Below are 244 nucleotides of genomic sequence, written 5' to 3'. Positions count from 1 at the left end.
TGTAATTTCACGACCACCAGTAGGCGCACTTTTTTCAGTAGATTTCGCAACTGGTTTTGCAGCCGGCTTTTCTTTTACCACAGGTTTACTTGATTCTACATTCTTAATAGAATCGTTACTCTTAACAGACTCTTTATTCTTAACTGCTGTATTATTTTTAACCGGCGCTTCTTCTTGAGCTACAACTTCTTTCTTTTCAATTACAGGTGCCGTTCCTGTTAAAAATGGCACGTGAACATATCCG

At 38.5% G+C, this 244-nt stretch carries 1 pseudogene; it reads right to left on the bottom strand.

Going from position 1 to position 244, the window contains the following annotated elements:
* Nucleotides 1–244: pseudogene (locus tag MR160_RS34480) on the bottom strand (enterotoxin); the annotation flags it as partial.

Source organism: Bacillus cereus group sp. BfR-BA-01382 (assembly GCF_022663475.1).
In the GTDB taxonomy this organism is placed as follows: domain Bacteria; phylum Bacillota; class Bacilli; order Bacillales; family Bacillaceae_G; genus Bacillus_A; species Bacillus_A thuringiensis_S.
This window is presented reverse-complemented; position numbering and strand designations above follow the sequence as displayed.